Raw genomic sequence first — 792 nt, 5'->3', positions numbered from 1 at the left:
TATGTGGCCACCAGCCCATTTCGTTTTGGCGAATTCCCCAATGTGTCCACGGGCATCGCCACCGTGACCGCGGCGCCTGAGGCGGTACGGCTGTACACCACCATGGTCAATGACCTATGGCAACGCGCCTACAAGGGACGCGATGGCGCCGCGCTGCTGCGGCGCATGTTGAACAGCGTATGAGCGCGAGCAAGATCCGCCATGCGGCCATTTTCATTTGACCCACCGAACCCGTTTCCACTCACCGATATTGCGCCATGACGCTTGAAACCACCCTCCAGCAATTCCAGGATTCGCTCCCCGGCACCGACGCTTTCGTGACGGTGAAGAAGGCCACGCGCGAGCTGATCGACACGGACCCCGCGCACGCCGCGGCCTACTTCCTGCTGTATGGCTTCGCCCGCTCGTACGTGCTGCTGTACGAGGACCAGGCAGTGACCATGGACTTTGCCGAAGCCGCCAAGCAGGAACTGCTCGGCTACATGCAAGGCATCGCGCGCACGCTGCACGGCGAGCCCGCCGCGCTGCTGGCGGAAATGAACCGCATCGTCAGCGCTTACCAGGGCGGCAAGAAGACGTTCTGAATCGCAGCGCCCCCCCCCCCGCGCCAAGGCACGGGGGCGATTCACGCCGGCTCGGCCTCGTTGTCGGCGATCTGGAACTTGCGCATCTTCTCCCACAGCACCTTGCGGCTGATGCCCAGGCTGGCCGCCGTATCCTGGCGCCGCCAGCTATTGGCATCCAGCTCGGCGACGATGCGGCGGCGCTCCTCCGTCTCGCCACGCCAGTCGG

2 protein-coding genes and 1 pseudogene are annotated in these 792 nt (G+C 64.8%); 2 read left to right on the top strand and 1 reads right to left on the bottom strand.

Annotated elements, in window-relative coordinates; all coding sequences use genetic code 11:
- Positions 1-183, top strand: a pseudogene (locus OR16_RS39295) (helix-turn-helix domain-containing protein); the annotation flags it as partial.
- A gap of 74 nt (positions 184-257) precedes the next feature.
- Complete coding sequence (locus OR16_RS39290; protein ID WP_006165120.1) at positions 258-584, top strand: hypothetical protein; 327 nt, start codon at positions 258-260, stop codon at positions 582-584.
- 41 nt (positions 585-625) lie between these two features.
- On the opposite strand, the gene OR16_RS42500 is transcribed toward OR16_RS39290, so the two are convergent.
- Positions 626-792, bottom strand: a 167-nt coding sequence (locus OR16_RS42500; RefSeq protein ID WP_006165119.1) for a helix-turn-helix domain-containing protein, incomplete at its 5' end; no start/stop codon positions are given.

Source organism: Cupriavidus basilensis OR16 (assembly GCF_000243095.1).
Taxonomy (GTDB): domain Bacteria; phylum Pseudomonadota; class Gammaproteobacteria; order Burkholderiales; family Burkholderiaceae; genus Cupriavidus; species Cupriavidus basilensis_D.
The sequence above is the reverse complement of the archived record's forward strand: the minus strand, read 5'-3'. Positions and strand labels throughout refer to the sequence as shown.

Coding starts and splice junctions, on each gene's coding strand:
- OR16_RS39290 (WP_006165120.1), top strand. CDS start 258: ATGACGCTTGAAACCACCCTCCAGCAATTCCAGGATTCGCTCCCCGGC.